This window comes from Afipia sp. GW822-FHT03D08, from assembly GCF_058801645.1.
Window position 1 is genome coordinate 649668 of the sequence record NZ_JBXANK010000002.1, and the last position, 26475, is coordinate 676142.

At 58.6% G+C, this 26475-nt stretch carries 23 protein-coding genes and 2 pseudogenes; 6 read left to right on the plus strand and 19 right to left on the minus strand.

Translation table 11 applies throughout. The features are described 5' to 3' along the window. Positions 1-19: 19 nt before the first annotated feature. The 3 genes from AC1RM7_RS17980 to AC1RM7_RS17990 form a co-directional block, all read right to left on the minus strand. Entirely contained in the window at positions 20-1387 is a 1368-nt protein-coding gene (locus AC1RM7_RS17980) for a Dyp-type peroxidase (protein ID WP_244434502.1), read from the minus strand. A 104-nt stretch (positions 1388-1491) separates the two neighbouring features. After that, positions 1492-3267, minus strand: coding sequence for a hypothetical protein (locus AC1RM7_RS17985; RefSeq protein ID WP_152544252.1), 1776 nt, complete (start codon positions 3265-3267; stop codon positions 1492-1494). A gap of 251 nt (positions 3268-3518) precedes the next feature. Next, entirely contained in the window at positions 3519-5006 is a 1488-nt protein-coding gene (locus AC1RM7_RS17990) for a cytochrome P450 (RefSeq protein ID WP_492839005.1), read from the minus strand. 423 nt (positions 5007-5429) lie between these two features. Here AC1RM7_RS17990 and AC1RM7_RS17995 point away from each other — a divergent pair, with 423 nt between their 5' ends. Further along, entirely contained in the window at positions 5430-5702 is a 273-nt protein-coding gene (locus tag AC1RM7_RS17995; RefSeq protein WP_006019378.1) for a hypothetical protein, read from the plus strand. 105 nt (positions 5703-5807) lie between these two features. On the opposite strand, the gene AC1RM7_RS18000 is transcribed toward AC1RM7_RS17995, so the two are convergent. The 14 genes and pseudogenes from AC1RM7_RS18000 to AC1RM7_RS18065 form a co-directional block, all read right to left on the minus strand. Next, positions 5808-6452, minus strand: coding sequence for a glutathione S-transferase family protein (locus AC1RM7_RS18000; RefSeq protein ID WP_425993107.1), 645 nt, complete (start codon positions 6450-6452; stop codon positions 5808-5810). 1 nt (position 6453) lies between these two features. Beyond that, entirely contained in the window at positions 6454-7197 is a 744-nt protein-coding gene (locus AC1RM7_RS18005) for an SDR family NAD(P)-dependent oxidoreductase (protein WP_492839002.1), read from the minus strand. Between the two features lie 35 nt (positions 7198-7232). Then, the gene (locus tag AC1RM7_RS18010) at positions 7233-8432 is read right to left on the minus strand and encodes a CaiB/BaiF CoA transferase family protein (RefSeq protein WP_492839000.1); all 1200 of its coding nucleotides are present in this window, start codon (positions 8430-8432) and stop codon (positions 7233-7235) included. Between the two features lie 49 nt (positions 8433-8481). Beyond that, positions 8482-9183 carry an ABC transporter ATP-binding protein gene (locus tag AC1RM7_RS18015; protein WP_006019374.1) on the minus strand — a complete coding sequence of 234 codons (702 nt, stop codon included), beginning with the start codon at positions 9181-9183 and terminating at the stop codon, positions 8482-8484. Next, positions 9176-9922, minus strand: a complete 747-nt coding sequence (locus tag AC1RM7_RS18020) for an ABC transporter ATP-binding protein (protein ID WP_111835277.1) — start codon at positions 9920-9922, stop codon at positions 9176-9178. Before AC1RM7_RS18020 ends, AC1RM7_RS18015 begins: the two co-directional genes overlap by 8 nt. Continuing rightward, positions 9919-10923, minus strand: coding sequence for a branched-chain amino acid ABC transporter permease (locus tag AC1RM7_RS18025; protein ID WP_492838997.1), 1005 nt, complete (start codon positions 10921-10923; stop codon positions 9919-9921). The genes AC1RM7_RS18020 and AC1RM7_RS18025 overlap by 4 nt, the downstream gene beginning before the upstream one ends. Beyond that, positions 10920-11798: a branched-chain amino acid ABC transporter permease gene (locus AC1RM7_RS18030; RefSeq protein WP_111835298.1), complete on the minus strand. Its 879-nt coding sequence runs from the start codon at positions 11796-11798 to the stop codon at positions 10920-10922. Before AC1RM7_RS18030 ends, AC1RM7_RS18025 begins: the two co-directional genes overlap by 4 nt. A gap of 55 nt (positions 11799-11853) precedes the next feature. Next, positions 11854-13062, minus strand: coding sequence for an ABC transporter substrate-binding protein (locus tag AC1RM7_RS18035; RefSeq protein WP_492838994.1), 1209 nt, complete (start codon positions 13060-13062; stop codon positions 11854-11856). A 197-nt stretch (positions 13063-13259) separates the two neighbouring features. After that, positions 13260-14129 carry a helix-turn-helix domain-containing protein gene (locus AC1RM7_RS18040; protein WP_492838992.1) on the minus strand — a complete coding sequence of 290 codons (870 nt, stop codon included), beginning with the start codon at positions 14127-14129 and terminating at the stop codon, positions 13260-13262. Positions 14130-14364: 235 nt separating this feature from the next. After that, the gene (locus AC1RM7_RS18045; RefSeq protein WP_492838990.1) at positions 14365-14742 is read right to left on the minus strand and encodes a GYD domain-containing protein; all 378 of its coding nucleotides are present in this window, start codon (positions 14740-14742) and stop codon (positions 14365-14367) included. A gap of 308 nt (positions 14743-15050) precedes the next feature. Next, positions 15051-16046 (minus strand): tripartite tricarboxylate transporter substrate binding protein, encoded by a 996-nt coding sequence (locus tag AC1RM7_RS18050; protein WP_006019367.1) that lies wholly within the window; start codon positions 16044-16046, stop codon positions 15051-15053. A gap of 59 nt (positions 16047-16105) precedes the next feature. Beyond that, positions 16106-16753, minus strand: coding sequence for a flavin reductase family protein (locus tag AC1RM7_RS18055; protein WP_430648565.1), 648 nt, complete (start codon positions 16751-16753; stop codon positions 16106-16108). A gap of 691 nt (positions 16754-17444) precedes the next feature. Beyond that, positions 17445-18671, minus strand: a complete 1227-nt coding sequence (locus AC1RM7_RS18060) for an MFS transporter (RefSeq protein ID WP_492838988.1) — start codon at positions 18669-18671, stop codon at positions 17445-17447. 199 nt (positions 18672-18870) lie between these two features. Then, a pseudogene (locus tag AC1RM7_RS18065) lies at positions 18871-19896 on the minus strand (aldehyde dehydrogenase family protein); the annotation flags it as partial. Positions 19897-19900: 4 nt separating this feature from the next. Here AC1RM7_RS18065 and AC1RM7_RS18070 point away from each other — a divergent pair. From AC1RM7_RS18070 to AC1RM7_RS18090, 5 genes and pseudogenes are all read left to right on the plus strand, one after another. Beyond that, positions 19901-21310, plus strand: a pseudogene (locus AC1RM7_RS18070) (catalase); the annotation flags it as partial. 48 nt (positions 21311-21358) lie between these two features. After that, a complete protein-coding gene (locus AC1RM7_RS18075) occupies positions 21359-21766 on the plus strand; it encodes a MarR family winged helix-turn-helix transcriptional regulator (protein WP_492943903.1) in 408 nt (135 codons plus the stop codon). A 305-nt stretch (positions 21767-22071) separates the two neighbouring features. Then, entirely contained in the window at positions 22072-22896 is an 825-nt protein-coding gene (locus AC1RM7_RS18080) for an alpha/beta fold hydrolase (RefSeq protein WP_024921942.1), read from the plus strand. 258 nt (positions 22897-23154) lie between these two features. Continuing rightward, positions 23155-23991, plus strand: a complete 837-nt coding sequence (locus AC1RM7_RS18085) for an SDR family oxidoreductase (RefSeq protein ID WP_024921941.1) — start codon at positions 23155-23157, stop codon at positions 23989-23991. Between the two features lie 67 nt (positions 23992-24058). Beyond that, on the plus strand, positions 24059-24904 hold the full coding sequence (locus tag AC1RM7_RS18090) for an alpha/beta fold hydrolase (protein WP_034460893.1): 846 nt from the start codon (positions 24059-24061) through the stop codon (positions 24902-24904). Positions 24905-24918: 14 nt separating this feature from the next. Here the strand turns inward: AC1RM7_RS18090 and AC1RM7_RS18095 are convergent, their stop codons facing one another. Together AC1RM7_RS18095 and AC1RM7_RS18100 are read right to left on the minus strand one after the other, a co-directional pair. Continuing rightward, positions 24919-25692 carry an alpha/beta fold hydrolase gene (locus AC1RM7_RS18095; RefSeq protein ID WP_051472554.1) on the minus strand — a complete coding sequence of 258 codons (774 nt, stop codon included), beginning with the start codon at positions 25690-25692 and terminating at the stop codon, positions 24919-24921. Between the two features lie 138 nt (positions 25693-25830). Next, entirely contained in the window at positions 25831-26457 is a 627-nt protein-coding gene (locus tag AC1RM7_RS18100; protein ID WP_492838982.1) for an HD domain-containing protein, read from the minus strand. Positions 26458-26475 lie beyond the last annotated feature (18 nt).

Genomic DNA, 26475 nt, shown 5'->3' on the forward strand with positions numbered 1-26475 from the left:
CGGTCGGGTCTGGTTGGATCTACCTTGCCAGCGCGCGAACCGCTTCAATCCCGGGCAGAAAGAAGTAAGCACCACCCCGAACCCGGACAAACGGGCGCGGCCGATCGACGTGGTGGTTCGTTGGCCGGTCCTGAATGGCGACCACATCTCCGGCGCAACTGAAATGTCCAAACGGATCTGTCCCGGCATAAAGACCGCCGAAATGAGTGTTGTTCAGCCATGAATGCTGGATCATTTCGAATTGCCCGGCGATATCCGCATTAAGGGCAATGAACGCCATTCCGCGCGCCGCTTGTTTGCCGGTCGTGTTTTCCTTCTCAACGCCGACTCTTTCTCCATAAGGCCTGCCGCGCCTGATAATGCGATGCATCTTTGAAAGACGCAGCGCCGTATCGGCGTCCGGCCCGACGGTGTCACGCGGATTCGCACGCCGGATGTGAGCGCCGATCGGGCAAGCCATGCCAAATCGATCCTCGAAGTAATAGAGAAAATCATTGCGCGGAGCCGCATCAGGCGGACGGTCTATCGGAACCAGAGGATGGCCTTGGCGCGTCCGCCCGACAAGCTGTGACGCAATCTTCTCCTGCGCGGGCTCATCGGCTCGCCCATAAATACGCTCAGCCGTCTTCGCGACAAATTCATTGAAGGCGAGTACATCCTGCTCAAGTTGCCGGAACACGAGATAAGTGCCGTTGCGCCGGATATCTTGCGGTTCTGTGTTCGCGTCAGCCCTCTCGGGATAGACGTCCGATATACTGGTACGCCGCTCGTTCCTGTAACCAAGCACGAACTCACCGGGCTTGACGAGAAGAATCCGCTTTTCGTCTGATGTCAGCTTCTTGTTGTTGTCGGCGTCACTGGTGCGCTTCCCATTTGCCTTGGGCGATCCTTCAATCAAAGGCTGGGAAATGCCGTCTGTAAATCCAAAGTGCTCTTTGCGATCGTCATAGACCCGGCCCTCGATGATGAGCGGCTCGCCATTCTGACGCAACGCGGGTGCAGCAGCTTCCACCATTGCGCTGATCTCGGCATCGATAAGCGAGAGCAGCTTCGTTTGGTCGGCAGCGTAGAGCAACAGCACGCCGTCGATATCTCGGTTCTCTTTCCAGCCACCCCACTCCCAGAACTCGGGTGAACTATCACCGACATCCCCGAGAACGTTCGACCGGCGCGGAAACTGCGCTTCAGGCGTCGGCTTCGGGGCCATCCCTTCGAGGAACTCGAGTGAGAAACTGCTCAGCACTCCATCACTGACGCGGAGATGCTCCAGCCCATGCGCCGTAAGCGCAAGGTTGATCGCTTGCTGATCGCCGCGGCCCGTCGCGCGCGTCAGCCGGCCTGACAACAGCCTTAACCACTTCCTTGCCGTCTCGACCTCGCCGGGCACGAAGTGCCAGAAGACGTAAGCGGAAAATGGCAATTTCGGATATCCGCTCAGCACGAGCCTCTGAACGTCATCCCATTCAACTCTTTCCATGGCACTCTTCCACATCAGAGGCTTCGAAATATTGCATCGATGTCGCCGTCGCTCAGCGGCTCGAATAGCGACTGTCTCAGCTCGGTGCTGGCGTTAATATTAATGACACTGAGCGTAGGATATGCGCTGTACCAAGCGATCGTCTCAACCTGGCTTTGGCGGACATAGGCCTTGAAAGGCTGCTCGGCTTGCGCGCCCTTCCAGAAAAGAAATTTCGATGCAGGAAACCCGTAGGATTTTCCATCCGCCGAGACGAACGTGTTCGACCAGATGGCATTCAGGCCCTTCACCGCTGCCAGATCGATGAACTCATTCAGATAGCTTTCCCAGGCGCCGCCATAATTATCGAGAAACAAGAGCCGCTTCCCGCCGTCGATCATCACCCACCGGGCCGACAGAATCGTCGGTATGCCGCCAAGCTCCCCGCGGTTAAACCAGAAGCGGGACAGCAGGTTAATGACAAACAGCGCAAGGCGCAGCAGCCAGCATCGAATGAAGCCCGGCTTCACGGTCGTGATGCTGGCCAGATGATTCTGATACCTGTTGATGCCGCCTTCCTCGCGAGCATACTTCCTGGCGTTCTCCCGGGCTCGCGCGATGAGTTCGGCGGGTTCGGAAAAATTACGTTTGTCGCTGACTTCAAGTGCTCGTATGAGCCCGAATATGAGAAGCCCAATGGCATAAAAAGCCAAAATGCCAATGAGTCCGTAAGCCACAGTGACGAGGATGGCAAAGACGATTGACCGCGCGATTGTCGCGATCTGCTCGCTAACGGCGAACGGGATGTGGCGCGCGACGAGCAGAACACCTATGGCCGTTACGACGACCATCGCGAATGTGAGAAGATCGAGCAGCAGCCGGCGAACGTTTTCACGAACGGCGCTATAGGGCCGAATTTGCACGGCAAGCTTCAGGGAGGTTGCCGAGTACTTCAGGACAGCCAGGATCAAGCCGACAACGATCAGACGCCAGACAATCGACCAGAAGCCGTAATGAACCGCGCTACCCGCCGACCGGGCCGCGGTCATTCCTGAAATGATGGCCAGCACGACCGAGCCGACAAGAAACACGATCAATGCGTATCTGACGATAACCGCGATCTGGAGCGGGAAACGATTGATGAAAAGCTGATCGTGAGGGTTCTTCGTCCAACTGGTGAGAAAGAGTTCAAAGACACGCACGATCAGCCATACGCCGGTCAACGCAATCAGGATATGGAGGATCGCAGGCTCGATCGTGATGTGACTGGCAATCCAGGGAAACCGGGAAACCATAAAGTTGCTGATGCTGGCGCCGATGTGGCTCACTTGCTCGAAGGCCCGGACGATATGTCCGTACAGCACAAACGGCCCCCACCCAAATAGCGCGCCTACGGCTATGCCGGTGGCGCAGACCGCAACGAACGCCGCGATGATAGCAGCGGCCACAATCCCCGAACGCTGCCGTATTTCCCAGGGCACCGGCGCGGCTTGCTCGGCCCAGCGATTATCATCCCGGCCGCGGATCACATGACGTCGCACCTCGTCGAGAAATCCGGCCGGTCGCGCGGGAATAGCGTTGCCCGGCTGGCATCGCTTTGACAGGAACGTGAGAATGTCGCGGCGCAGAAGGTTTTCACCCAGGATTTGCCCAACGGTCCGCCCCGGACTGCCGCTGAAAAAAGTGTTCGCGCCGACATCATGATTTGCGAGATACTCTTCGATCAGTCGTGGCGCGGCGGGCCCGGAAAACGGATAGTCCGTGCAATGCCGATAAACCTCATGCATGCCCTCTGATGCAATTTCCAGCAACTCATCCAGAAAATCTTCTCTAGATCCGTCAAAAGTCGCCTCGAATACGAGGCTTGGAGCAAATTCACCGTCTTCATCGAGAATGACAAAGCTGCAAAAATGAAGGCCTGCGATCTTGTCAAACCGGAACAGAGGCTGGCATTCGATGAGATCGCCGGCGAGACGAAGCTCAGCGTTGTCGCGCAGATACTTCCGGCACGCGTCCACACGGCCGGGATCGAGCGGTGTGATGATGGTCGTGTAGTTCGGGTTCACCGTTCCTGAGCCCCGATGGTTTGCCTATTGAATGTGAGTACAAATGAACATGGCGCCGGTCCCTCATAGTGGATCTGGCCATCGGCTCCGCCTGCTCGCGCAAGACCGGGAAGACGCAGCAATGCGCGCACCATTTCCATGAGAGCGACCTCGGCAACGTACCGCCCGAAACAATGACGCTCCCCGTGGCCAAAATGAATGTAATTCTCAAGCGGCCGATTTGGATCGAAGCGCAATGGTTTTGGAAACGCATCCGGATCAAACATGGCGGCCAATGGCGCAGCCAGAATGCGGGCACCCGCCGGCACGATACGCACGCGCCCAGTTCCGTTGGCGATGATTGTTTCGCGCGGACAGTCGCGAACCAGCAAGGGGAGCATCGGGCGAAACCGAAGGGCTTCATAAATGTAGCGCGTCAATGCAGTGCGCGATCTTGCCACACGCTCCGCGACAGAGCGCCGTTCGACTTCCGAGGCGCGGCTGGTGAGACGTCGTTCATGAGCTTCCGCATCATCAAGCGCTGCGGTCAGCCGCTGGGCTTCCCGCAAGGAATCCGGCCGCGACACGAGCTGGTCGACCGTCTGCGACGTTCCTCGGACGACCGTCGCCAGGCCGGTCGCAACCAGGCCTGTCAGGTATCGCCGTATCCAGTCCTCGTCGAACCACTTTGGTGTGCCTCCCGCATGCAGCAGCAAAGTCAGCCGCGTCAGCAAATTGTCGGGAAGCTCGCTTTTGCGCGACGCGCCGATTACCGACTTGACGGCTTCAATCTGCTCCAGCAGCTGCTGCGTCAGGACGACCATATCGTCACGCGAGTCGATCCAGGGCTGTGAGCCGACCGGAGGGTTCACCATGATAATGCCGGCCAGGTGCCGGGTGGCGCGCGCCATGCGGTGCCTGTCGTTCTTCAGCGGAGCAACGCCGAAGTAGTCAGTGGCGATACGAATGACGGCAGGCTCTGCGAATTCGGCAACCATGTCGATGCGGCCGTTGGTGGCAGCGGCTATCTGTTCGCGGCATTCATCGGCGACAGACTTCCTGATCGTCCCCGGATCGGCCTTCGGCTTGACCATACTCTGGAGAAGCGCTCGCTCGCGTGCATGCTGCTCTCTCCAGTCGACCGTCATCAGGAATGCCCCCCACGGCATTCCCGGCTCGATGACTTCGCCCAGCGTGAAATCATCGAAACGTCCGAGAACCTCGCGGACATCGCTCATCTTGGTGAGGACAACGAGCTTGCCGAAGATCGAAACGGGACGGACACGGCGCAGCACCGTGAAAACAAGCTTGAGAAGCCAGAGATGGCAAAATATGTAGGAGCTGAACCGGTAGCTCGCCATCTTCCTGGCGAGCGATATCCTTTGCAAAAGCCGGGTCAGCGCGCCGCCGTCAGCCGCCCGCCACTGGCGGCGTGAGGATGCGGCGGCCGCGGAAGGGCCGCGATTCGGACCTTTGAGCGTTGAATCAGGAACGTTCGTGCTCATGACGACATCCCGCAATTATCGCAGGCAACGCACGCGTTAAAAATCTGGATCGGCAATTGATTGGTATGCGATTCAGATCGCAAGGTATCATCTCCACCAACGGACAGCCAATACTAAGAGGTCGATGCGTGCGAAGCAGGCGGAAGGGTTTTTCGGAGAGCAAGGATGTCAACGAATGATCAGAAACGTCAGTAACCGCAATGGCTTGCGAGGTTTTGAGAGCGGTGATGTTCTGGACCGTCGGATTGCCGCTCGCCCTTAAAGAATAAGCGCTCAGGGCGGCTGTCGAATGTGAGCCTGCTCACACTCTGCGCGAAAGTATCAACCGCAGCGAGACGACATATTCTCTCAGTCTGTGGGTGAGATCACAGACATATTTCTCTCTTTGCTGAAAGGTTCATGGCAGCCAGACAGGAGGCTCCCATGACAAAGCTCAGCTTCAGCAACCGCCGGTTCACTTTCGTCATTGGCGCATTTTGCGCCTACATACTGTTGGTGGGCAGTCTGATCATTCTGAATGCAGGCAACCCGCACGCGAAGGGAGAAGCAACCTTCGATACCGCGACGATGGATTTCCCGACGTCGAACGTTGTGCCGGGAGAGAAGAGCGCCTCGACCGTAAAGTCTGCTTTCCCAATTCAGGAACTTCACAGCAAGGCAAAGAGCCTTCCAGTTGAAATCTTCGATTCGAACTGACGCTATCGCGCCACGATCCGTCGTGTCGCGAATACGGGTGTCCGGCGTTCGGCAGGGGACCGGACACCTGCGTGCAGGCTATCGCACGCGGAGCGGTGTCAATTCCTAGATCTGGGCAAAGTTCACTTCTGAACTGCTTTTATACGCACCACGCGATGTAGCTCGTTCCAGGTATGGCACTGCGCTGTCGCAAATCCCCACACCATAGTCGATCGCCCATGTCAGACACGTTGTCAGCAGAATGTCCGCGGTCGTAAATTGGTCTCCCATCAGATAGTGGCGGCCATCCGACAGCGCGGCGTCGACATGGCGTAGCTGTTCGCGGAAGTACTCGCCAGCCTTCGCCACGACATGCGGCGCATCGCCATAAATATGTGCCAGCCCCTGATTGGTGCCGTGCCGCCTCATGACATATAGACTGGTCGAATCCAGTTCGGTCACGATGAAGAAGCACCATTCCAGCCACTTTGCGTAAAGCTTCGGGCAGTCCGGAACGAGAGCAGCACCGGCACGGTGTTTGTTGGCGAGATACGCGACAATGGCCGCACTTTCGCCGATGGTCAGATCACCATCCTGCAAGAGTGGAATCTTCTGGCGGGGATTTAGCGCGGTGTACTCCATCGTCTTGGTCTCGCCTGACCGCGGGAGAATCGGCCGCGACGTATACGGAAGACCGAGTTCATGAAGCGCCCAGTGCGCGCGAATCGTGCGCGTTGTACCGACACCCCAGAGGATGAGTTCGTCTGCCATCTTACCATGTCTCCACTGATGGGCGCAGATCGAGTTCATGAGTCCAGCCGTCTTTGGATTGCTGATGAGCAAACCAGTATGCCTCGGCGATGGACGCTGTTTTGGTCAGACTGTCCGGAGGAATCTCGCTGGCGCTGATTCCGGTTGCGGCCTTCATGCGCTGATGAATGGCTTCGCTGTCAACGCCCGCATCGATCAGAAGATGGACGACATGAATGTTCTTCGGTCCAAGCTCGCGAGCCATCGCCTGGGCGACGGCGCGCAGACCGAACTTCGCCGCCGAAAATGCCGCAAAACCCTTTCCCCCCCGAACGCTGGCGGTCGCGCCGGTGAAAAGCATCGTCCCGCGGCCGCGTGTCGACATGTGTTTCGCCGCCTCGCGGCCCACGAGAAAGCCTGCGTAACATGCAAGCTCCCAGGCCTTGAAGAACAGCTTCTCGGTCGTCTCCAGCAGCGGCTTGTTGACGTTCGAGCCGGCGTTGAAGAGGCAGACCTCGACCGGGCCGACGTCCTTCTCGACGTCCGCGAACAATTTCTGGACGTCCTCTTCCTTGCGTGCATCGACGCTGTAGGCGCGGACGTCGTGTCCATCGGCTTTCATCGAATCGACAAGCCCCTGCGACTTGGCAGCCTCGCGCCGCGCAACGCAGACCGTATAACCGCCCCTTGCAAATCTCTGAGCAACCGCAGCCCCGATAGCATCGCCTGCGCCAACAAGAAGTGCGACCTTCGTTTTGTTCGTCACTGTCCGTTCTCCAGAAGCTGAAATTGTTTGTCGCGTTAGCCCACGGCCCTGACGGCCTTGCCGGCGATCATTGTGTCGATGGCGCTGTCGCTGTAGCCGAGTTCGCGCAGCACGGTGCGGGAGTGCTCGCCGACGCGCGGCGCCGGACCGCCGATCTCAGCCTTGTTGACCTCGAAGATCGCTGCGGGCTTCGGCTGCCGCACCCGGCCCACCGTCGGCTGGTCGAACTCCTCGATCAGGCCGCGCGCCACCACCTGATCGTTGCCGATGATCTCATTGCGCCGCAGGATCGGCGCACACGGCACATCGGCCGCATCCAGACGCTCCAGCCATTCGGCGGTGGTGCGCTGGCTGATGTACTCCTGCATCTTGTTGATGCGCGCGGTGGCATTGATGAAGCGTGCGCTCGGCGTCGCGAACCGCTCGTCCTTCGCAAGCTCCGGATCGCCCGAGGCCTTGCAGAAGCCCTGCCATTCGGAATCGGAGATGGTGCCGGCGGTGATGTAACCGTCGAGCGTCTGGAACACGAGGTCCGGCCGGTCGTTGGGGTCAGCCGCGGCCGCCTCGGAGCCGACCACGGTGTACTGCATCATGCCTTCCGGCCACAGATACGAGATCATGGTGTCGAGCATCGCAACCTGGATGTGGTCGCCCTTGCCGGTCTTCTCGCGTGCATACAGCGCCGACGACACCGCCTGCGCGGTGAACACCGACGTGGTCTTGTCGCAGACGATGGTGCGGATCATCTGCGGCCGGTTGGTCACCGGCTGCGACTGGATGTCGGCAAAGCCGGACAAGGCCTGGACAATCGGATCGTAGACCCGCTTCTTGACATAAGGCCCGCTGTCGCCGACCCCGCTGATGGAAACGTAGATCAGGCGCGGGTACTTCTCGCGCAGTTCCTTCTGCCCGAGGCCGAGGCGTTCCATCGTGCCGGGGCGGAAGTTCTGCACCAGCACGTCCGCCTGCGATGCCAGCTTGGCCAGCACCTCGCGTCCCGCGTCGCTCTTCATATCGATCGACAGCGAACGCTTGCCGCGGTTGCACGACACGAACAGGGCGGAGAACTCTCCGGCCGCATCGATCAGGGTGCGGCTGCGCCGCGTGCCATCGCCGCCGATCGGCTCGATCTTCAGCACGTCCGCGCCCTGATCCGCCAGGAACATCGTCGCGTAAGGACCCGACACCACCGCCGTCAAATCCAGAACGCGAACTCCACTCAAAGGACCGGGCATATCTCTACTCTTTCTGTTTCATTTCATCCGGGCTGCCGCATTGCCGACGTCACACGCTTAGATACGTTCGCCTGACATCGTCATTTGCGATCAGCGATTGCGTGTCGCCGGAGAATTGAACCCGGCCCTGACTGAGCACGTAAACATGGTCAGCCAGTTGGGTGGCGAGGTGATAGTTCTGTTCGACCAGCAGAATTGGCGTGCCGGATGCTTTCACATCCTGGAGCACGGCCGCGAGTTTCTCGATAATCACCGGCGCCAGACCTTCGCTCGGCTCATCGAGGATCATCAGATCCGGCCCGGCCACCAGCGCCCGTCCGATCGCCAGCATCTGCTGCTCGCCGCCGGAGAGTTGCCCTCCAAGACTCCTGCGCCGTTCGGCGAGGCGTGGAAATATCTCGAACACGTATTCCACCGGCCTACGCTTCGGCCGGTGTTTCGACGCACCGTAGGCAATAGCAAGATGCTCTTCGACGGTTACCGTCGGGAAGATGCCGCGATCCTCCGGCACGAAAGCAATGCCGGATCTCACAATCTTATGGGTCGGCAGCCTTGTGATGTCGATGCCATTGAACTCCACGAGGCCGCGCCGCGCGGGCGTCAACCCGAGTATCGAGCGCAGCGTTGTCGTCTTGCCCGCGCCGTTCCGGCCGAGCACTGCCACGCACTGCGCGGTCGTCACGGAGAGATCGACACCCTGCAGGATGTGGCTTTCGCCGTAATAGGTGTGAAGATGCTGCACTTTAAGCATGGTGCTGCCCCAGATATGCTTCGATCACCTGAGGATTGGACTGAATTTCGTCCTTCGTTCCTGTTGCGAGCACCTTGCCGTAACTCAGCACCGTAATGACATCACAGATCGCAAACACGACATCCATGTCGTGCTCGACAAGCACAATGGTCAACTCGGATGACAGGCCGTTGATCAGCTTGATCAGACTGGTGCGCTCATCCGGCGACGTTCCGGCTGCCGGCTCGTCCATCAGCAGAATCTTCGGCTCCGCACAAAGCGCGATCGCCACTTCGAGCTGACGCTTCTGTCCGTAGGATAGTTCGTTCACATTCCGATGCAGCACGGTGTCCAGATGCATCTGCTCGGCGGCGAGGTGTGCCTTGCGAACGACGTCCGAGAACGACCCGCATGACCGGAATATCGAGTGCCGGGACGCATCGAACGCCTGGCAGGCAACGCGCAGGTTCTCAAGAACGGTGACGCTCTCAAGCAGCATGTTTTTCTGGAATGAGCGCGATAGACCGCCCCGCGTGACGAGGTCGGGCCGCCCCTGCTGCACAGGGACGCCATGAATGAGAATTTCGCCGCTGGTCGGCGGCTGCCATCCCGTAATGATGTTGAACAGCGTGGTCTTGCCGGCGCCATTCGGCCCAATCACTGCATGACGCTGGCCCGACGGCACCTTCAGATCGAGGTCGCTGATGACCTGAAGCCCGCCGAAGGCCTTGCGCAAATTCCTGATTTCGAGGGCGCTCATCGCCGTTTTCCGATCAGCGTGGTGATGGCGCCGAGAACGCCGCCGCGGAAAAACGCAACCACGAGCATGAAGAAGATGCCGAAGAACAAATTGTACTCTTCGGTGATCATGCTCAGCGCCTGTTTGACGACGACGAACACTGCCGCGCCTACGAAAGGCCCGAGAATGACATTGGCACCGCCGATGATGACCATCAGCACGCCCTCGCCGCTCATTTGCCAGCTCATCGCATCGGGATTGACGAAATAGGTGTATTGCGACTGCAAAATACCCGCGACCGCGCAAATCACCGCGGCCAGCGCGAACGATCCGATCTTGTAGTTCGCAACCGCGTATCCCATCGACATCATGCGGCGCTCGTTTTCACGAATGCCGACCAGGATGCTGCCGAAAGGCGACGTCACGATCCGCCACAGCATCAGCAGCGCCAGAACTGCAACGGCGAGAACGTAGTAGTAGAAGACGGTCGGGTTATCCCCGCTCACGCCGAGCCATGACAGATCGGGACGCGGAATTCCCGTCATGCCGTCAGAGCCGTTGGTCCACCGCAATTTGATCATCGCGCCATAAAACATCTGGGAGAATGCCAGCGTGATCAGAAGAAACTCGACGCCGCGCGTCCGCGTGCAGATTGCGCCAATGGCAGCGGCAATTACGGCTACCACCACCAGCGTGACCGGCGCAGAAACCCACAGCGGCCACCCCAGCAGCACCGTTCCGATGGCGATGCCGTATCCACCGAACCCGAGAAACATCGCCTGTCCGAGCGACACAAGGCCCGTGTACCCGGTCAGAAGATTGATGCCGGACGCAAATACACCCGCAATCATGACTTCGACCGCCAGCGTCATGATATAACCGGAGGAAAACGACGGCAGCGCGCATAGTCCGGCGGCAAAAGCGGCGAACAACACAGCGAAAGCACGGCGAGACTTTGGAAGCGGCAGACGCTTCAAACCGCCGACGTCCTTCTCCCTCGTGAGGACGGCATCTGCGCTCATGCGACCCTCCCAACCGCGCCGAAAAGGCCCTGCGGACGGAAGATCATCACGGCGATCAGAAGCGCGTAAATCGCAAAAAGCTCAGCCTCCGGAAGATAGGCCTGGGCAAACGTATCGGTCATACCCACGATAAGTGACGCATAGAACGACCCCTTGAGATTGCCGAGACCGCCCACCACCACGACCACGAACGTCGTTACGACGATTCCGATACCCATGTTGGAGTAGATGCTCATGACCGGTGCGGCGACGACACCCGCAAAGCCGGCGAGAGCGGAACCGAATCCGAACACCAGCGCAAACAGAACATTGATGTTGATGCCGAGCGCGGTGACCATCTCACGGTTGTCGACACCGGCCCGCAGCGTGGCACCGATCAGCGTACGGTCAATTAACAGGACAAGCGCGACAGCGATGGCAATGCCAACCGCGATGATGAAAAGCCGATAGAGCGGATATTCGATGCCCAGCAAGGCAACACGGCCTTTGAGGAAATCGGGCGTGACAATGCTGTGAAATGCCGATCCGTAGATGTATTCGACGGCACCCGCGGTTGCGAACAGCAGGCCAAACGTTAGCAAGGCGAGATCCAGATGCGTCGAGCGTCCGCGCTGAGCCAGCGGTTGCAGAACGAAGAGTTGCAGCACGAAGCCTGCCACGAACGGCAGCAGCGGACCTATCAGCAGCGCAAGCCAGAACGAGCCTGTCTTGTTAGCGACAACCAATCCGAAATAGGCCCCCATCGTGAAGAAGGCGCCATGGGCCAGATTGAGAATGTTCATCAGCCCGAAAATCAGCGTAAGGCCGACCGCGAGCAGGAACACCAGCATGCTCAGTTGCACGCCATTGAGAAGCTGAATCAGAAAGAGCTGCATGTTTCACACAAATTCGAGGGAGGCGAGCTCCGCTGAAAGCGAAGCTCGCCTCGGATCAGAACGATTTCGTGCAACCCGGCAGATCGCCCGCTCCTGGGAACTGATCCAGCGATTTACGCTGCATCTTGCCGTCGGGTCCCTTGACGATCTCGATCACGTAGACCTTCTCGAGCAACGCGCTGTTCTGCGCATTGAACTTGATCTTTCCACGCGGAGCGTCGAACGTCAGGTCGCGCATCGTGGAGATGAACTTGGCGCGATCTTCCGGCATCTGGCCGCCGAGCTTCTCAAGTGTCAGCATGATCGCCTTGCCATTGTCATAGCCAAGCTCGGCGCTGACGTCGGGTTCCTGCTTGTACTTTGCGGTATAGGCCTTCACGAACTTCTGGTTCGCTTCGGTGGGAATACCCGGATAATGCGTGGCAACGTGCTGCGCATTTAGAGCCAGATCACCCAGGGCCGGCCAAAGCGCTTCGTCATAAACCCAGTGATCGCCAATCAGGGGGATCTTGGTCCGCAGTCCGAAATCGGCGTGCTGCTTGACGACCTGGATTGCCTCCGCGCCCGCATAGAAGGCGTAAATAATCTGCGCGCCGGAGTTCGAAGCCTGCGTCAGCGCGGCACTGTAATCCTTGGTCTTCTGGAAGGGGGTCCAGATTTCCTCGATAACCTTGCCGCCGTTGTCCTCAAAGCCGCGCTTGAATCCGCCGATGAATGCACGCCCCGCGGAGTAATCGGGGCCCATCGTGACGGCGGTCTTCACGCCCTTGCTTGCCCAGTACTTTCCGGAAGCATATTCGAATCCGTTGGCGCTGAAAGACGTGCGGGCGATGTATGGGCTGCAAAACTTGCCGGTGATTTCGTCGGCGAATGCGTTGGCGAACACCATCGGCATCTTGTTCTTGTCCGCCAGTTCGGAGACCGCGATACCGACATTGGAGCCGACGACTCCGGCGACCAGATCGACCTTGTCGGATTGCACGAACTTGTTGAATTTCTGGACCCCGACACTCGGCGTCAGTTCGTCGTCGGCGCGGATGATCTCGATGGGCCTCCCGGCGGACTTGTTGCCGTATTCCTCGAGCGCGATCTGGAAGCCTTGGTCAATATTCACTGCAAGAGGCGCATAGACGCCCTTATACGGCAGCATCAGCCCGATCTTGATCGGCGTCTTCTCCTGCGCGTACGCCGTCACGCTGGCCGATGCCGCAAGACTTATCGCCGCTGCCACACCAATGCGCGTGTATCCGTTGAAAATAGCCATCCCGCTCTCCCTATGCCGGGCGTTCCGCCCCGAAACTCCCGCTTGGCCACGGCCGAGCGGCCGCAGTCTGCGTGGATTTTTGTGGGATAGTGTTAGATCGCGAGGCTGATCCTGACTTGCAGGATAGCGCCAGGACTTCCGGAAAAACGCCATTTAGTCCGGAAAGCCGGCCAGCGCGTGTCAGAGAGGGTTGTTGCCTACGACAGACAGCGCTGACGGAACGCGGATGGCGTCACACCGGTCGCTTTCTTGAAACTTGTCGAGAAATGCTGGGCGTGGCTGAAACCCGTCGCGAGGGCGACATCGACGATGCTGTCTTCCGTATCCGACAGCCGCCGCTTCGCTTCATCGATCCGGCGCGAAAGAACGTAGTTATAGGGCGTCGTGCCGACGCTCTCCTGAAACGCCCGCAGGAAATGCCGCTTGCTCAGCCCCGCGATCTCCGAAAGTTCCGCAAGACAGATCGGCTGGGTCAGATTCTCTCGAACGTATTCCTCGAGGCGCCGGAGACTGCGGCCAGGCAAACCGCCCCGCAACTCGCTGGGCGCCTGCTGACTTCTTTCGCTGACCCGGGAAATGTGGGCCAGCGCCTGAATCGACCATCCCTCCGCCATGAGGTTGAAAACGTTATCCGGCGAGGCTGCCTCACGGCAGAGTTCGGCGAGGCCGCGGGTCAATCCGTCGTGCTCAAAAGCCACTGTGGGATTCGTGATTGCATTTTGAAGGCGCTCACCCACGAAAGCCGGGTTCAGGAACACCACCGTATAGTCGAGGGTCGGCCCGACATTCCACTCGCCTTCGATCTCGATGGCGGCGGGAAAAATCGCGAGCTTCGACTTGCCGGGAAACCAGCGCTCCACCGGCCGCCCGTCAATCGTGGCTCTCAGGCGTTCGGCTCCCTTGCCGAACCAGAACAGCGACAGCTCCGGCTGGCGAAAATGCCAATGCATGCGCCCAACCGTTTCTCTGCGAAGCACTTCGATCCGCATGCTCGGCGTATCGGTAATGACGGACGACACAAGATCGCCTCCGACCAACCGAACGTAGTTCTCGCCGACGTTTCCCATCCCAAACCCCGTTCAAACGCGAGTTCCAAGATAGAATGCACCAAATACAACGAAGAAGCGAGGCGGTTCATTTGCTGCACCGCGACATAATTGCTGTGGGTTCTAGCGCCAGATCAGCCAAATCCAGCGGCTCGCGGATGCAAAAACCCGAAAGTTCGCAGTCATGTAGCTTGCTGTCGATCGCAGAGGGGCAGGCAGCGGCCAGCGCAGCTCCCGGATGCCGCGTGTTCATGCCTCACTGAATGTCGCTGGCGGAGTCGATCCCTACGCCATAGTAATCGGCTCGGCCCGCCGATCTGAATTTCTGAGTCAACTCGCCTGCCCGCTGGAAGGCTTTCGCGGTATCGCTCGCCGTGAGCGCAACTGTCGTGGTTATGTCCGAGAGGCTTCCGCCGGCCGCGGCGGCAAGCACTGCCGAAATCATCGTGGGCTCATCCGGAGCTTCCGCTATGATCAGCCAGTCGTAGGGACCCAGCGTCAGATACCAGCTGATCAGCCGCGCACCGGCGGCAGCGAATAGATCCGCAACCGCCTCCGAGCGGTCCTCCGGCCTTGCAGACATCCCCTTGATGGCCGCGGTCGTGTAGCGACCTTGAGAAATGTAGATCGTCATGCGGTCTCCTCTTCTCCGGGAAAAGGGTTCGCCAACACACAGACTCTATTCCACCCAGCCCGCTCAGAATAATCCTTTTAGCGGCGGGTCAAAGAGCTAAATGCCGATCCAGCCGGGGCCGATGCTCCGGCAGGTCAACGCTGCCGGCTGGAATTTGATCAGCCGTGCGGCGCATGCAAGCTCGTTACAAAATAGGCGCTAGAGCGTGGCCCGCATCGCTGTTTTGTAATCGCGGCCAGCCGCAGACATCCGGCTGGCCGGTTGAGCAAACAAGTTTCATGCTCGCTTAAATGCGCAAGCTGAAAAGCTTATTGCAATTCGAGATTGAGCGAGCGAGCTATCCCGCTGAATTTCTCCTGCTCGCTCTTGAAGAAAGCCGCCGCCTGGGCCGGGCTCATGGGCTCCATGGCACGCGAGCCGTTGAGCTTGATCCGTGCGGCGTTTTCCGGGCTTGTCGCCCACTCACCCATCGCCTCAGACAGACGGGTAACGATCGGCTCCGGTGTATTGGGCGGAGCAAACAGCGCCGACCAGATGCTGTATTCGAATTTGCCGACCTTCGCGCTTTCGCTGATTGTCGGCACATCCGGAAGAACGTCACTTCTCTTGCTGCTGGCGATCGCAATCGCTTTCACCTTGCCAGACTGGATCAGCTCCAGGGTCGGTCCGCTCAGGAGTGCGAAGGTCAGATCGAGATGCCCGCCCGTGATGTCGGAAAGCGCGGGCGCCGAACCTTTATAAGGAACCTCCAGGAATGTGGCTTTGCTTCGGGCCTGAAAGTCGGCGCCAACGATATGAGCCGTCGAGCCCTTGCCCCAGTGCCCGAGTGTCAACTGCTTGTTCCCCGGCTTCTGGGCATAGTCGATGAGTTCATCGATATTCTTGAACGAGTAATTCGTATTTGACACGAGAATGAAGTCCGAAACGCCGGTCACGCCCAGCAGCTTGAAGCTGTCAGGTTTATACTTCGCAGAGGCGATCGTGAACGGCGCGACCACGAAATCCGAACCGGTGGTTCCAAGCAGCGTATAGCCGTCCGGTTGGGCGTTAAGCACGGCCATTGCGCTGATCGAACCTGTGGCGCCAGGGACGTTCTCGGAAATCAGCGACTGACCGAGATTGCGCTGAAGAACGATATTGGCCGCGCGAATTGACGCATCAGACGGGCCGCCGGCAGGGAATGCCACTTTGATGGTGATGGGCCTTGTGGGATAGTTTTGGGCCATTGCGGCAGAGCTTGAGCACGCAACAAGTGCTGCCAACGCCAGTCCTTTCGCCGCGCGTCCGAAAAGATTGAAGTGCATCAGGATAACTCCCGTTTAGAAACAAAGACGTTCAAATTCGACGAGCAAAGACGGCGGCATCACGATCCGTGGAATTCCGGCTTGCTGCTTCCCGGCGGCCGCCCCATCTCGAACATCCGATCCTCAGTGACTTCCACATAGTCCCCGCCCCGCCCCGCTCGCAGGATCGGGTTTGCAAGCGCCGTTTGATAAACGCCGTCCTTGATGAGCGCCTTGTCGATGTAGACCGCGACCACCTCACCGAGAACGAGCCACCCTTCGACCGCTTCGCCCTTCCAGTTCTTGAATTTGACGATCTCGGTCACCTTGCATTCCATTGCAGCGCGGCTTTCCCGAACGCGCGGCACCTTGACGTGACGGCTGGGCGCTGTGGTCAGTCCGGCAACGTCAAACTCACTCACGCCATGGGGGACCGGCGCCGACGTCTTGTTCATTTGATCGCCAAGCTCCTTCGTCACGAGATTCCACACGAACTCGCCGGTGTCCGAGACGTTCTTGACGCTGTCCTTCCAGGAGATCGATGCAAAGCCAAGGATCGGCGGATCGTAGTTGAAGGCATTGAAGAAGCTGTAGGGAGCCAGGTTGAGCTGCCCTTGACTGCTCAACGACGAAATCCAGCCAATCGGGCGCGGTGCAATGATCGCGTTGAACGGATTGTGCCTCAGCCCGTGCCCTTGTGACGGCTCGTAGTAGTGAAGGTTCTCGATATCCACGATGGTCTCCGGATTATTCACTGAATGATTGCGGGCCGGCGGGCCGCATCCGTGCTCGCGAACCTCTTCGCTTTCCTCAGCGATGCTTCGTCCGCGCGAAACTACATTGAGCTGATGGTCACGAGCACTGCCGCCGACGGCGCGCCCGAGCGTTCATATCGTTCCACCCAATGCTGTTGTCCCTAAAGTCGCTGAAGCGCGTTCGGCACTGCGGGACATTTGTTTTTTTGGAAGCTACAGTTCTTTTTTAGAATTAGTCAAGCCGTTCTGGAATGTCTAACTTTCCGATCAAGGAATACCCGAAAAATCTCGATCAAAAGCCAAATTATGCCTTGGATTTCGACCGCCTGCCTCATCGCAAAAATGGTCACCAACATGGTAAGTTCTTATTATGAATGCACAAGCGGCGGGGTCGGAATTAAGATATCGTGCGCTTCGAGGGCCCAATTGCGCGGCCGCACATGCAGCCCGTTCGCTGCCTCATTCAGCGGCCGCAGTCGTTTTACCGCCGGACCGCTTGGGCTATCGGCGGCCCGCGTCGGAGGAAAATTGGGATCGTGAGGAATATATCCTCGATCAACGTACCGTTGCGTGGCCAAAACATCATTATCACCTTCGGCGAACGCTGGTGCTTCTCAATAAAAAAGCCCGCCGTTGGCGGGCCTTTCTCCATATAAGCCAACACTTATCGACGAATAAAGCTTGCCACCGTGGCGCTTGCAGCGGCACACATCGAGACGATCAGAAAAACAACCGACGTTTCACCTCGCGTGTCCATGAAATGCCCGATGATCGGCTCGCCCAACCCGGCGAACAGATACGCGCAGAAATTCATGATGCCAGTTGCTGTTCCGGCCCGCTTGTGCCCTACCAGATCGGGGCACAAAGCCCAGAATGACGACTGAGGACCATAAACGAAGAAGCCGCACAGAAAGAGGACTGCCAATCCCTGATACACCGCCGTAGTGGGAATTGTGTACATGTAAAGCGCCGTAATCGCAGCCAGAACCATGTAGAGCACGATCGCGGACGAACGGCGCGAATTGAAGAACTTGTCCGAAACCCACCCATTGGTGAAAGCGCCGAAGGCCATTCCGACAGGAAGCGCGATGCTGATCCATCGGGGGTCGATGACAGCCGTTTCCGCTGCTGCCTTGGTCCAGTTGGCGCCAAGAAAATGGACCGGCACCCAAACCAGAAGCCCATATCTCGCGGCATTCTGAAACCCGATGGCAAGACCGGCAACCAGCAGCCGCCAGTTAGACAGAACCGCCTTGTATCTGGACAGCGAACTTTCAGAATCATCGACGTTGGCCGTGGCAGCTTCGTCCACCGCATCTTCATGAGGCGATGCAAAACCCATATCCTCCGGCTTCTCGCGAGCGATCAGATAGAACGCAATTCCGCCGACCAGCAAAAGCACGACGGGAATTCGGAAGATCCAGCGCCAGTCGAGATGGAAGTAACCGACAACAACCAGTGACGTGACGAACGAGAGGACCGAAGCGAGTCCGGCTGCAAACGTGTACATGCCGTACACTTTGCCGCGCTCGTGACGCCCCCACCAGTTCGATAGAAGGCGGCTGCCCGGCGCCCATCCCATCGCCTGGAAATATCCATTGATTCCCCAGAACGCCGTCAGGCTGACGATGCCTGTCGAAAAGCTGGTAGCCCAGTTCATGACAAAGGACAGGATAGCGCCGGCGCTCATCACTCGGCGGCCGCCGAATTTATCGCCAAGGTTGCCATTGATGGCCTGACCGATGGCGTAGCACCACAAGAGCGCAGCGCTGGCCCATCCCAGCGCCGCCTTGCTCACGCCAAACTCGGCCTGGATTCCCGGGATGGCAAAGCCAAACGTTTGCCGGCCGGTGTAGAAAAACAAATAGCAGAACATGGCGGCCAGCAACATGCGCCACTGCGCTCGCCGAAAGCTGGTCGCCAATTCTGGATTTGTCGCCCCTATGGAGCCTATGCTCGCTGGGCTTTGCATAACGGACATTGAAGCCTCCCTGTGTTAATCCCGGATATCGGACGGCCCTTCTTTGGAGCCGTTCCCGAGTCATGCGATTGAGTGCGTCGTTTGCGCCGGACCGATCCTGGCGACGTCGTCAGGCGGACCACGGGAGCGAGTAGGTTTTCACGTTCGTGAAACTCTTCATCGCTTCCTGCACGCCTTCCTTGTATCCAAGGCCAGAATCCTTGATGCCGCCGAAAGGCGACATCTCGATGCGATATCCGGGAACTTCCCAGACGTTCACGGTGCCGACATCGAGTTCGTTGACGAACCGCGTGATGTAGTCGAGGCGGTTGGTGCAAACGCCTGACGACAGACCGAACGCCGTGGAGTTGGAAATCCGGATCACGCTCTCGATGTCATTGGGGACTCGAATGATCGGAATTACCGGGCCAAATGTTTCCTGCATCACCAGTTCGCTGGTGTAGGGAATGTGATCGACCACCGTTGGCGGATATAGCGCGCCCTTTCTGTCGTTGCCGTGCAGCAACCGCGCACCGTCCTTGACCGCGTCATTCACACGGCGCTCAAACTCCATGGCAGCTTTCTCATGGATCACCGTGCCGATGTCGACGGTCGGATCTATCGGATCACCGCACTTGAGCGTCTTCGCCTTTTTCAGCACAAGTTCTGAAAATGCGTCAGCTACCGCTTCCACACAAAGAATGCGTTTGACTGCGGTGCAGCGCTGTCCTGAATTTTTTGTGGCACCCAACACCGCCAGTTCCGCCGCCTTTTCAAGGTCGGCATCTTCCATGACGATCAGCGGATCGTTGCCGCCGAGTTCGAGTACGAGGCGCTTGTAGCCGGCGGTCGCAGCGATATGCTTGCCGACACGGACGGAGCCGGTGAAAGTGATCAGATCGGCATCCGGATCGGTGATCATGGCATCCCCCATCGAATGGGGACTGCCGGTCACGATCGAGAGCATTTCCGGCGGCAATCCCGCTTCGTAGAGAACGTCGGCCAATGCGAGGGCGGTGAGCGGTGTCAGTTCAGTGGGCTTCAATACGATCCGGTTGTTGGTGGCGATCGCCGGCGCGACCTTGTGGCTCACCATGTTCAGCGGGTGGTTGAAAGGTGTGATCGCCGAGATGGTCCCCAGCAACGGCGCGCGCATGTGAGCGCCCGTTGTAGACAACGTCAACATTCAAACGGCTGGGCCAAGAGGCCCCGCTTTGCTGCAAGACATATGGCTAATCGAGAAACTCGCTCATTTTGATCGCGAAGTGATTCCAGAACGCCGAATGCATGCAAAGGGATCGGGCGCACATGGCGTCTTCATGGTCACCCACGACATCACACATTTCACCAAAGCGAAGATTTTTGAGAAAGTTGGCAAGCGGACGCCGATGTTCGCGCGGTTTTCAACCGTTGCCGGCGAGCGTGGTGCGGCCGACGCCGAGCGCGACATTCGCGGTTTTGCGCTGAAATTCTACACCGAGGAAGGAAACTGGGACATCGTCGGCAACAACACGCCAGTATTCTTCTTCCGCGATCCTCTGCGTTTTCCCGATCTGAACCACGCCATCAAGCGTGACCCGCGCACCGGACTTCGAAGCGCTCATAACAACTGGGATTTTTGGTCCTTGCTGCCGGAGGCGCTTCACCAAGTCACAATTGTGATGAGTGATCGGGGTATCCCGCGCAGCTATCGTCATATGCACGGCTTTGGTAGCCATACGTTCAGCTTGATCGACGCCAACGGCGTCCGACACTGGGTGAAGTTTCACTTTCGAACCCAGCAGGGCATCCAGAACCTTCCTGACGAAGAGGCGGCCCGTCTTGTCGGGAACGATCGCGAGACCCACGGGCGGGATCTCTTCGAAAGTATCGAGCGCGGCGAGTTTCCGCGCTGGACGCTGTTCATACAGGTCATGACCGAAGCGCAAGCGCGCTCGTTTCCCTACAATCCGTTCGATTTGACGAAGGTTTGGCCGAAAGCGGACTTTCCGCTACTCGAGGTCGGATACTTCGAACTGAATCAGAACCCGGAGAATTTCTTCGCCGAAGTTGAACAAGCGGCGTTTTCACCCGCAAACATCATCCCGGGTATTGGGTTCTCGCCAGACAAGATGCTGCAGGCGCGTCTGTTCTCGTACGGCGACACGCAGCGGTACCGCCTCGGGGTGAACTTCAACCACATCCCGGTTAATTCGCCCAAGTGTCCTTTCCATAGCTACCATCGGGACGGTGCAATGAGGACGGACGGAAATCTTGGCCGCACCCCAACCTATTTCCCCAATAGCCACGGTGAGTGGAAGGACCAGCCGGCGTTGGCCGAGGCTGCATTGCAGATCGATGGCAACGCAGCGCACTGGGACCACCGGATTGACGATGATCATTACCGGCAGCCTGGCGATCTGTTCAGACTTATGGACGCGGCTCAGCAACGCTTGCTTTTCGAGAATACCGCGCGGCAGCTGAGAGGCACGGGAGTGGCCGTGCAGGAACGGCATATTTCGAACTGCGCGAAGGCGGATCCGGCTTACGGCGAGGGAATCCGCAAAGCGCTCGATCAAATTAGCGGTTAGCCATCGCGGCTCATGAGCTGCGCTTCAGGTTACGCCAGGGGTGAGCACATGGGTCGCAAAAGATCCGCGGGAGGAATTGGCGCATCGCCCGCTAGTGAGGATCGCTGCGGCCTCAGCCTGGTGAAAGTCGCCAGACGCGTTTCCCGGATCTACGACGCTTGCCTCGAGCCAGCCGGGATTCGCATCACCCAGTTTCTTGCCATGACCGCATTGAAGGAGTTAGGCCGCGGGACGTTAGCTGAGCTTTCGCAACGACTGGAAGTAGAACAGAGAACGATGGCGCGGATAGTGCTTAGTCTGCAGACTGCCGGCCTAGTGCGTACGGAACGTTCGTCTGCAGACCGGCGGCGTCGCCTGATGGAACTTACCCGCCGAGGGCACCGTGTGCTGGATAAGGCAACGCCTCTGTGGCGCGCGGCTCAGGAGCAACTTGAGCTGCAGAATAGTTCGGATTAGACGGCGACGATCGAGAGGGACTCGTTCACCCGCTTGCTACGACGAGTGGACGGCGTGCGTGTTCGACCGAGTTCATACATTCTCGCGCGCCGACCGTAGATAAAGATCGAGACGACCTGTGCAACGCCTGCCGATTGGCCAATGTTTCTGGCTTGATCATCCAAGGCTCTCCGCTCGACACCACGAAGCGTAGGACGTTAACGGTGCCATTTGTCCAAATTCGTGGGGATTGTGCAAGAAAGCATGTGAACCGAGGGAGTAGATGAGCCGAGCTTCACCGGCCAACATCACCTCGAGGAACTATCATGCCAGCGGTCAAAACTAAGGACGGGGTCAGTATTTTTTACAAGGACTGGGGATCGGGCCAACCCATCGTGTTTAGTCACGGCTGGCCATTGTCGTCCGATGACTGGGACGCTCAGATGCTGTTTTTTCTCGCGCAGGGATTCCGCGTGATTGCGCACGACCGTCGCGGGCATGGGCGCTCAACCCAAATCGCGGAAGGTCACGACATGGACCACTATGCGGATGATCTCGCGACCATGGTCAATCATCTCGACTTGAACGCCGCGGTTCACGTCGGCCATTCGACCGGCGGAGGCGAAGTTGTACGCTATCTCGCCCGCCACGGACAGAACCGAGCGTCGAAAGCGGTTCTGATCGCGGCGGTCCCGCCCATTATGGTGAAAGGACCAGGCAATCCCGGCGGACTGCCTAAGCAAGTGTTCGACGACATGCAGCAACAAGTCGCCACCAACCGCGCACAGTTCTATCGTGATCTGCCGGCAGGCCCTTTTTACGGCTTTAACCGACCTGGGGCGAAGCCTAGCGAAGGAATTATTCAGAATTGGTGGCGACAAGGCATGATGGGGAGCGCCAAGGCCCACTACGATGGCATCGTCGCCTTTTCGCAGACCGACTTCACTGGAGATCTCAGGAAGATCGAGATTCCCATCCTGGTCATGCATGGAGACGACGATCAGATCGTACCTTACGCAGACTCGGGCCCTCTAAGCGCGAAGATCGCAAGTAAGGGTACGCTGAAGACTTACCAGGGCTTCCCTCACGGAATGCCCACAACACAAGCGGCCATAATCAACGCCGACCTTCTCGCTTTCATCAAGGGTTAAATCGCGATCCTGCGCGCATAGACCTCGCGACCCGATCAGCGGAGCGATGTGAAGGTGAGTTCCATTGTGCGGGATGTGTCTGCCCAGTCGGATGCGCGCCCTTAGTTGGGCGGATGGCCGAAGCAATGTTGAGCGTATTTGGCATAGTGAGTTCGTCGCTTTTACCGGCCGGAAGTCGCAGACGATGGCCGGCAGTGTGGTGGCACGTTTGATGGAGGGAGTACCTACAATGCAACATCAGACCTACGGAGGCCTTCAATGACAAAGACATGGTTTATCACGGGGGCCAGCAGCGGCTTCGGTCGGCAGTTGGCCGAACTTCTGCTCGAGCGTGGCGACAGGGTCGCCGCCACGGTTCGCAAAGGCGACGCCTTGAAGAACCTCGCGACGAAATACGGCGACCGTTTATGGGTCGGCGTCCTCGACGTAGCGGATGCGACCGCCGTGCGCACGGTTATTGACCGGGCTTTTGCCGAACTGAAGCGAATCGACGTCGTCGTCAGCAATGCCGGCTATGCGCTCTTCGGTGCGGCAGAGGAAGTCGCGGACGCCCAAATCGAGCGCCAGTTCGATACCAATCTTCTCGGCTCGATCCACGTCGCGCGCGCAGCGATCCCGCGCTTGCGGAGCCAGGGTGGCGGTCGGATTATTCAGATATCGTCCTCAGTAGGTCAGGCGGCCTATCCGACGATGGGCATCTATGCTGCGACCAAGTGGGGCATTGAGGGCTTCTTCGAAGGCACGATCCCGGAGATCGCTCCGTTCGGCATCGAGGTCACGCTGGTCGAGCCTGGTGCGTCACGGACGAACTTCGCATCCTCGAGCGCAGATGCGGGCCAAGTTTTGGAAGTCTACGACAAGACACCTGTCGGCGATTTTCGCCGTTTGGTGGCCTCCGCTGGCCTCGCCATGTTTCCGGGTGATCCGCGCAAGGTAGCCTCGGCGATTATTGCATCGGCCGATCAAAACCCCGCGCCCAAGCGACTGACGCTCGGCAGCGATGCCTACGAGCTTGTCCACGCCGCGCTCACGCAACGGCTCGCTGATCTCGAGGCTCAGAAGGCCCTCGCACACTCGACTGACGTCGACGCGTGACATTTGCTTGGCGCGAGCCGTACTGATCTTCGTGTCGAGCGACCATAGAGCTGAACGGGAAGGCGCAATGGTAACGGATTGCTTTGCGAGACTTTCTGAGGTCAAGCTTCACTACTTGGAAGAGGGACGCGGCGAAACAGTCGTTCTTCTCCATGGGTGGCCCCACACCTCGCATAGTTGGCGCCACGTCATGCCAATTCTGTCGAAACAATATCGCGTGATTGCGCCGGATCTTAGAGGTTTGGGCGACAGCTCGCGCCCATCAACAGGATACGATAACGCCAGTGTCGCTGGCGATATTGTTGAACTAATGGATTCACTGGGGGTGAACGAGTTTTGCTTGGTCGGGCACGACTGGGGCGGACCGGTCGCTTTCGCGGCTACACTGCTGGCCCGCGAGCGCGTCAAAAAACTCGCTATCGTCGATGTCGTTGTTCCTGGTGACGGCCGGACCGCCGGATCAAGTCAAGGCGGCGCACGCTGGCACCACCTCTTCCACCGCACGCCGCACCTCCCCGAAGCGCTTACAGCCGGCAGAGAGGAGATTTATCTCAGCTGGTTTTACGACGAGTTTAGCGAGCGACCTGGCGCTGTCAGCGCGTCCGATCTGGCTGAATATGTTCGTTGCTACTCTAAAGCCGGAGCAATGCGCTGCGGGTTTGAGTATTACCGAACGACCGAGATATCCTCCGCCTTCGTAAAAGCGCGTATCGCGCAGGACGGTAAGCTGACCCTACCTGTTTTGACCGTTGCCGGTGGATCGGGTCGTGGACGAGGCGACGAGACTTCCGATAGTGTCGGTCGCGTCGTCACCAACCTCGAAGCGCATATCATTCCGAACTGCGGCCACATGGTCCCGGAAGAGGCACCAGAGGAGTTGAGTGATCTCTTGCTACGTTTTCTTAACCGGTAAGCAAGTCGCACGCCTTAGTTCGCGTCGAGAAACTGATGCACGTCGCGCGCAAACCGCGCGTAGTGCTGAAACAAGAAACCGTGGCCCGAGCAGGGATAAAGTATCAACGCGGCATTGGGCGCGCGCTGGACGGCAGCGTAACTGTTGTACGCATGAACCATTATGTCATGCGCGCCGTTTGCATAGAGAATGGGCATCGAGAGCTTCGCCAGATGCGGATAGACCGCATCACGTCCCTGGAACGAAGCAATCGCTGCGCTTTGCCTTGCCACGCCTTCGCCGGTGAGCCTGAGTTCGGCCGGCTCCGCGCGTTTGCCCAGGCGCGCCAGATGTTCGCGCCCGGCAGCAATTCCTTCGGGTGTCGCCGGGAAAAAGAGGTATATGAAGTCCGCGTCAACGTTGGAAGGCTTTCCCGCGATTTCGAGCACACTGGGCGGCGTCGCCGGCGCCTCGGGAACGCCCCCTGGACCGGAGCCGGCGACGATGAGGCTCCGCACGAGATTCGGCCGATGCAAGGCCGCGCTTTGGGCGACAAAGCCGCCCATGGACCAGCCGAGAATGTCGACCGGGCCAAGTTCCAACGCCTCGACGAGAGCGATCAACACACGCGCCATGCCCGGAATGCTGTCCGGCACTTCTCCTGACGAGAGACCCAAGCCTGCACTGTCGAACCAGTAAACCCGGCGTTTCGTTGCCAACGCTTCGAGAAAAGCGGGATCCCACTCATCCATCACACCGCGAAACCGCATAGCAAGCAGAAGCGGCGGCGCCCCTTCAGGACCGATCACGCGATAGGCGAGGCGCGCACCATCGGCATCGACGTACTTTGTCGTTGCCGTGTCCGCAAGGAACGAAGATTTTGTATGGTTCATGGCAGTTACCACCCGATTTCATTTGAAAACATCCCGACCGAGGCGTAGCCCCGCTCATTCGTCGAACGGCGCACCGTTCAGGAGTTCTTGTCCATCGGGAATCGTTATTGGCTTCATCCGGTGATGCGCTATGCACGTGCAGATATGCAACCGGTGCTCGTACGGTTGTTTGTTGGCCAATTCTTCGCACAGCAACTCGTGGAAGCCACGTTTGAAGCCCAGCCTCGGAAAACGCCTGACCACCTCTGCGACGTCGTCGGAATCGAGCGTCGCCCCGGGCAGTCCAATGACATCATAGAGAACCCCGAATTGAACCAAACGCGCCGCATCTTCCCGGTAAAGGTTTATATCCCATGTATGCAGGGCAATGATGTCCCACACTTGCCACGCGCGGGCCTCCGCCACGCCGTTCGCCATCAGGAAACGCCGCGCGGCGTGAGCTCCCTCAATCTCGAAGCGCGCGGGACCGCGGCCATACTCGGTGAAACCGAGGTCGTGCAATACCGCCGAAAGAAACATTAATTCGCGATCGGCCTTGGCTTGTTCCTGCTTCGCGAAGAGCTCCGCGAACCAGTAGCAGCGCATGACGTGGTTGAAGAGCATCGCGCTGGATGACGAGCGCACCAGGTCCTCGGCTTGGCGAGCGATGCGATTGTCGGGAGCGGAAATCTTCGAAATCATGATCTCATCCTTCCTTCG